Below are 6,441 nucleotides of genomic sequence, written 5' to 3'. Positions count from 1 at the left end.
ACCGGTACTCCCCGTCGTTGCCCAGCTCCGCCCCCGGTTCGGTTCCGGGCAAACGCCCGAACGGGGTTGCGGGCAAGCGCCCGAGCGGGGTGCTGCTGGCCGGCCGGTACGCGGTGACCGCCGCCATACGGCACGGCGCGAAGGGGGGCGTGTTCCTCGGGCGGGAGGCGGCCAGCGGCGCGGAGGTCGTGGTCAAGCAGGCGCGCGCCCACATCGAGGTCGACCGCGCCGGGACGGACGCCCGCGACGCACTGCGGCACGAGGCCGAGCTGCTGGCCCGGCTGGACGGGCAGGGGCTGGCGCCGCGCGCCGTCGAGCTGATCGAGCAGGAGGACTCCGTCTTCCTGGTGCAGGAACGAATCACCGGACAGCCGCTGGGCGCCTGGGTCGCGGCCCGGCTGCGGCGCGACGGCAGCCCGGACGTGGACTGGGCCGAGGCCGAGCCGGTGGTGCACGGGCTGCTCGACCTGGTCGAGCGGGTGCACGGCCAGGGGCTGGTGCTGCGCGACCTCTCCCCCGGCAATGTGATGGTCCGCCCGGACGGCGGCCTGCGGCTGGTCGACCTCGAACTCGCCGCCGAGAGCGGCCACCGGGCCGGATCGGCCGGCACGCCCGGCTACCGGGCCCCGGAACAGGGGCGGCTCGCCCTCGCGGGCTCCAGCGTGGCCGACCCGGCGGCCGACCTGTACGCGCTCGGCGGGCTGCTCTTCCTGCTCGCGACCGGGCACGACCCGCTGCTGCCGGAGGACCTGCCGCAGGCCCGCCCGGTCGCCGAGCGCCTCGGCCGCTGGCTCGCCCTCGCGGCCCGGACGGGTGCGACGGCGCGGCGGCTGGCCCCGGCGATCCTGGGGCTGCGGGCGGAGGACCCGGCGCTGCGGTGGGGCGTGGCGCGGGTACGGGCGGAGCTGGGCGGCGCACGGGAGCCCGATCGCGCCGTCGTCACCCCCCTGTGGCACGCCGCCGGCCGCATCGACGACCTGGCCGGCCCTCCGCTGGACCGGCTGCTGCACGACGGCCTGCGACACCTCGCCGCCACCGCGACACCCGAGCGGCCCGACCGGCTGTGGCCCGTCGTGCCCGCCGGGGAGCGGACCGACCCGTGCAACGTGCAGCACGGCGCCGCCGGTGTGCTCGCCGTGCTGGCGCGGGCGGTCGCGGCCGACGGCCTGCCCGAGGACGTACGGGTGCGGGCCGCGCACACCGCGCGCACCGCCGCCGACTGGATCGAGCGGCGCGTCGCCGCCGAGCCGGTGGTGCTGCCCGGGCTGCACTTCGGTCGGTCGGGAACGGCCTGGGCGCTGCTCGACGCCGCCCGGGTGCTGGGCGACGCCGAGGCGGCCGAGCGGGCCGCCGCGCTCGCCCGCCGGATCGCGGTCGAATGGCCCAACCCCGACGTGTGCCACGGCGCGGCCGGCGCCGGATTCACCCAACTCCGCTTCGCCGCCGATGACTTCACCTCAGCGAACCTCGACGGCGGATTCCTCGGCCGTGCGGCCCACGGCGCCCGCGCCCTGCTCGCCGCCGCACGGCGGGAGCCGTACGGGGCGACCTGGCCGGTGCCCGCGGACTTCGACTCGGCGCTCGCCGGAATCACCCACCTCGGCTTCGCGCACGGCGTGGCCGGCGTCGGCGCCTTCCTGCTGGCCGCCGCCCAGGCGACCGGCGACCGGGCCCTGCTGGACGGCGCCGCCGACGCCGCGCTGACGCTCGGCGCGACCGTGCGGTGGAACGGCACCGACCGGCGGAGCGCCTGGTGGCCGCAGAGCGCGGGCGATCCCGAGCACATCCGGCTCGCGCACTGGTGCAACGGCTCCTCCGGCGCGGGCGCCTTCCTGCTGCGGCTCTGGCGGGCCACCGGCGACGCCACCGCCCTCGACCTCGCCCGCGCCGCCGGGCGGGCGGTGCTGGCCGGGCGCTGGCACGCCGGGGTGAGCGCCTGCCACGGCCTGGCCGGCGACGGCGAGTACCTGCTGGACCTCGCCGAGGCCCTCAACGAGCCAGAATTCCGCACCGGAGCCGAGGAGTTGGGGAATCTGATCGCCACCCGGGCGGCCCTGCGCGACGGGCTGCTGGTGCTCCCCGACGAGACCGGTACGGGCTGCGCCGCCGCCTACGGCACCGGCACCGCGGGCCCGCTGGCGTTCCTGCTGCGCCTGCGCCACGGCGGCCCCCGGCTCTGGCTCGACCCGGTGCCGCCCGGCACCGGCCGACTCCCCCACCACACGGCCGGGGTGAGCGAAAGGTGAACGTGGCCACCCGCACCACCACCCGGGCACTGCGCCGGCTGAGCTTCACCTTCGCCGCCGACGGCGGCCACGCGGCCTGCCTCGCCGCGGCCGCCGACAGCGGCTGGTACGTGGAGAGTTGGCGACTCCCGACGGACGGCACCCCCGCCACGCCGATCCCGCTGCCGCTCTCCGGCAACCGCTCGGAGAGCCTGCGCTCCCAGCTGGTCTCGCTGGCCGACGGCTCGGTGCTGGTCTGCCGGCACGACGGCGACCGGCACGACCTCGCCCACCTCTCGTACGACGGAAACGCCGCCGTGGAACAGCAGTTGGCCTCGCTGCGACTGCCCGGGCTGCGGCTGCTGCCGCTCCCGGTGCCGCCCGGCGCGGGGCCGCGCACCCCGGTGGCGCTCGCGCTCGGCACCGACACCCGCCCGGCGACCACCGCGTGGCTGATCCGGACGGACGGCAGCGAGCCCGAGCGGATCGCCGAGATCCCCGGCCTGCACGGCGGCGGGACCTGGCTGGACCGCGCGGGCGCGCTGCTGGCGCTGGACCGGGTGAACGCGGGCCTGGTCCGGAGCGTGGCGCTGGACCTGCGCAGCGGCACCACCACTCCGCTGCTGGAGATCGGCGAGCACAGCAACGACCGGCTGGTGCTGTTCGACCCGGACACCCGCTTCGCGATGGTGCGCAGCGATGCGCCGGGCACCGACCGGCTCGGCTGGGGCTTCCTCGGCGGCGGCGAGCCGCTGCGCTTCCCGGAGTGCCTGCACGTCTCGGGCATGTTCCTGCGGCCGGTCGCGCTGCGACGGGCGGCGGACGGGCCCCGGGTGGCGATGCAGATCGACCACGGCGCCGGGTCGGCGCTCGCCCTGTGGCGGCCCGCCGTCGGGCGGCTGGACCGGCTGCCGGTGCCGCCCGGTCGGCTCGGCGCGGTCGGGCACTGGGGCGAGGCGGGGCTGCGGATCCCCTATTCCTCGCCCGACCACCCGACGGCGCTGGCCACCCTGGACGTGGACGCGCTGCTGGCGCACGGACCGCTCCCGGCCACCACCGTCCCGATCCCGCTGCCGCTCCAACTCGCCCCGCTGGGCTCGGGGTTGCCCGGTCCGTGGCGGGACACCGTGCCGCCCTGGCAGGCCGGCCGGCCGGTCACCCCCCGCACCGAGCCGGACGGCTGGCGGCTGGACGGCAGCACCAGGCCCGGCGACGGCGGCCGCTGGCAGCCCGCGCAGAGCCTCGAACTCGCCGGTCCGGCGGGCCCGTTGGAGGCCCTGGTGTACGGCGGGGACGCCTGGCTCAGCAGCCCGCACCTGGTGCTCGCCCTGCACGGCGGCCCGGCGGACGCCTGGCGGCTGGAGTTCGACCCGGCCCTGCAACGGATGGCCGCCGAGGGCCTGGCGGTGGTCGCACCCAACCAGCGCGGCTCCACCGGCTACGGGGTGGCGCACGCGCTGGCCATCCGGGGCGCCTGGGGCGGGCCCGACCTGGACGACGTGCTGTACCTGCTGGAGGCCATCGCGGGCCAGCGCGCGGCGCTCGGCCTGGAGCCGCCCGCGCTGTTCGGGGTCAGCTACGGCGCGTTCCTGGCGCTGCTGGCGGCCGCGCACGCGCCCGCCGAGCAGGTCGCCCGCTGCGCGGTGGTCGCGCCGTTCCTGTCCGGTGCCCGGCTGCTGGCCGAAGCCGCGCCCCCCGTACGGGCGTTGACGACCCGGCTGGGCGGCGGCGAGCCGATCGCGGACGCCCGCGGCCCGCGCGACGTGCTGCAACTGGCCCACCGGCTGAGCGCGCCGCTGCTGATCGTGCACGGCAGCCGGGACGAGGCCGTGCCGGTCGGCCAATCCCGGTCACTGCGGCACGAGTTGCTGCGGATCGGCCGGGTCGAGGGCGCGGACTTCCGGTACGTCGAGGCGGCCGGCTCCGGGCACGAGGTGCTCGCCGAGGAGGGCGCGGCCGTCCTGCACGAACTGCTGGCCGGGTTCCTGCGGACCGGCCGGCCGGGCTGAGGCGCGGCCCTCACAGGCTCCCGGCTCTCACAGACTCCCGGGCCCACGACGGCCCGGGGCATCACCCCCCGGCGCGGCGGATGGAGGCCGCCCGGGGGAGCAACACCCGGCGCCCGCAGGCAGATCGCGGCGGGCGTGACCTCGAGCAACCTCAAGGGGAGGAACCGATCATGGAGAACATGGTGGACTTCGAGACCGATCTCGCGGCGCTGCAGAACCTGCCGGAGACCGAGTCCGTGGAGCTGACCGGCCACGGCAGCGGCTGCCAGTACACCTGTCTCATCCTGACCTGCCTGATCTTCACCATCAGCTGAGGCATCGGCTCGGCCGTCTGCTCGGCCGTCCGATCAGCCGCTTGATCGGCCGTCGACCCGGTCGGCAGCCGATCAGGCCGTAGCCCGTGGGTGCCGTCCCCGTCTGTCCGGACAGGCGGGGGCGGCACCCGTCTTCTTTCCCCTTCCTTCCCCTTCCTTCCTCAGATCGCCCGGGAGACCAGACGTGCCCCGCCGACCCACCGGCTGGACCCTCGCGCTCGGCATCGCCCTGCCGGTCGACGCCGCCGCCACCCTCGCGCTGCCCGCCGTACTGGCCGGAGCCGTCGACGCCGTCCTCGGCCACCGGTCCGGGCCCGGCGCGGTCCTGCCGCTCGCCCTCGTCCTGAGCGCGGCGGCCGCCGCCGGCGCCGTCGCCGCGGCCGCCGGGCCGGCCTGCTCCGCCGAGGCCACCGCCGACCTGCGCGGACGCCTCGTCCGCCACCTGCTCGCCCTCGGCCCGGGCGGCCGACTGCACGGCGGACCGCCGCCCGGTGACCTCGCCGCCCGGCTGCTGGGCTCGGCGGGCGACGCGGGCGGCCGGCGGCCCGCCGTACTCGGCGCCGCCACCGCGCTGCTCACCTCCGTGGGCGCGATCCTCGGGCTCGCGCTGCTGTCGCCGTGGCTGGCGCTCGCCTTCTTCGCCGGCGTGGTGCCCGGCGTGCTGCTGATCCGGCTCTTCCTGCGCCACACCGGGCCGGTGTTCGCCCGCTACCAGGAGGTCCAGGGCGAGCTCGCCGCCCGGCTCACCGGCGCCCTCGCCGGACTGCTCAGCATCCACGCGGCGCGCGCCGGGCAGCGCGAGGCCGCCCGGGTGCTGGCGCCGCTGCCGGAGCTCTCCGCGGCCGGGCACGCGCTCTGGGCGGCGCAGCGGCGCACCGCCTGGCAGGCGACCCTGCTGATCGCGCTGGTCGAGGTCGCGGTGCTGACCACCGCCGGGGCGCTGCTCGCGGACGGCGCCCTCGCCCCCGGCGCGCTCGCCGCGGCGGCGGGCTGGGCGGCGCTCGGCGCCGGGCTGTTCGAGCAGGTCGAGTCGCTGGTCGGGGTCGCGCACGCGCGTGCCGGGCGGGCCCGGGTGGACGAACTGCTGGCGCTCGCACCCGCGCCCTCCGGTACGGCGGTGCTGCCGGCGGGCGGGCGCGGGGAGGTCGAGTTGCGGGGCGTGGTGGTGCGCGACGGCGAGCGGGTGCTGCTCGGCCCGCTGGACCTCACCGTTCCCGGCGGCCGTACGGTCGCGCTGGTCGGGCGGTCCGGCTCCGGCAAGTCGCTGCTGGCCGCGCTGCCCGGGCGACTGCGCGATCCCGACGAGGGCACCGTGCTGATCGACGGCGTCCCGGTGAGCGCGCTCGCCCCGTCCGAGCTGCGGCACGCGGTCGGCCACGCCTTCGCCCGGCCCGCGCTGGTCGGCCGCACGGTCCGCGAGGCGCTGGCCGGCGCGGGCCCGGCGGAGGCGGCGTCCGCCCGGGCGGACGGCTTCCTCCAGCGGCTGCCCCGGGGGTGGGACACCCCGCTGGACGAGCTCCGCCTCTCCGGCGGCGAGCTGCAACGCCTGGGCCTGGCCCGGCTGTTGGCCCGTCCCACCCGCGTCGTCGTCCTCGACGACGCCACCTCGGGCCTGGACCTCGCCACCGAGTACCAGGTCACCGAGGCCCTCGACCGCGCCACCCACGGCCGTACCCGCCTGGTGGTCGCCCACCGCGCCGCCGTCGCCGCCCGCGCCGACCTCGTCGCCTGGCTCGACGCCGGCCGCCTGCGCGCCGTGGCGCCGCACACCGTCCTGCTGGCCCACCCCGACTACCGGGCCGCGCTCTCCGACACCACGCTCCGGGCCACCACGGCCTGACACCGACACAGAAAGTCGACGCAGCCGACTTCCCATGCGATCCACGCCCATCA

4 protein-coding genes are annotated in these 6,441 nt (G+C 78.0%); all 4 read left to right on the top strand.

Annotated features, from left to right (window positions below; genetic code table 11):
* A partial coding sequence (lanL, locus tag J0670_RS26405; protein ID WP_207814173.1) for a class IV lanthionine synthetase LanL occupies positions 1-2,246 on the top strand: 2,246 nt, incomplete at its 5' end.
* Between the two features lie 2 nt (positions 2,247-2,248).
* Entirely contained in the window at positions 2,249-4,234 is a 1,986-nt protein-coding gene (locus tag J0670_RS40355; RefSeq protein WP_207814172.1) for a S9 family peptidase, read from the top strand.
* Between the two features lie 170 nt (positions 4,235-4,404).
* A complete protein-coding gene (locus J0670_RS26395) occupies positions 4,405-4,548 on the top strand; it encodes a VenA family class IV lanthipeptide (protein ID WP_207814171.1) in 144 nt (47 codons plus the stop codon).
* A gap of 184 nt (positions 4,549-4,732) precedes the next feature.
* On the top strand, positions 4,733-6,388 hold the full coding sequence (locus J0670_RS26390) for an ABC transporter ATP-binding protein (RefSeq protein ID WP_307806700.1): 1,656 nt from the start codon (positions 4,733-4,735) through the stop codon (positions 6,386-6,388).
* Positions 6,389-6,441 lie beyond the last annotated feature (53 nt).

It is taken from the genome of Streptomyces sp. FH025, from assembly GCF_017427025.1.
GTDB lineage: Bacteria > Actinomycetota > Actinomycetes > Streptomycetales > Streptomycetaceae > Kitasatospora.
Note: the sequence above shows the minus strand (reverse complement) of the source record. Positions and strands in the feature narration are given on the sequence as shown.

What these genes read in the sequence shown, in the direction of transcription:
- J0670_RS26395 (WP_207814171.1), top strand. Translation starts at nt 4,405, where the DNA reads ATGGAGAACATGGTGGACTTCGAGACCGATCTCGCGGCGCTGCAGAAC.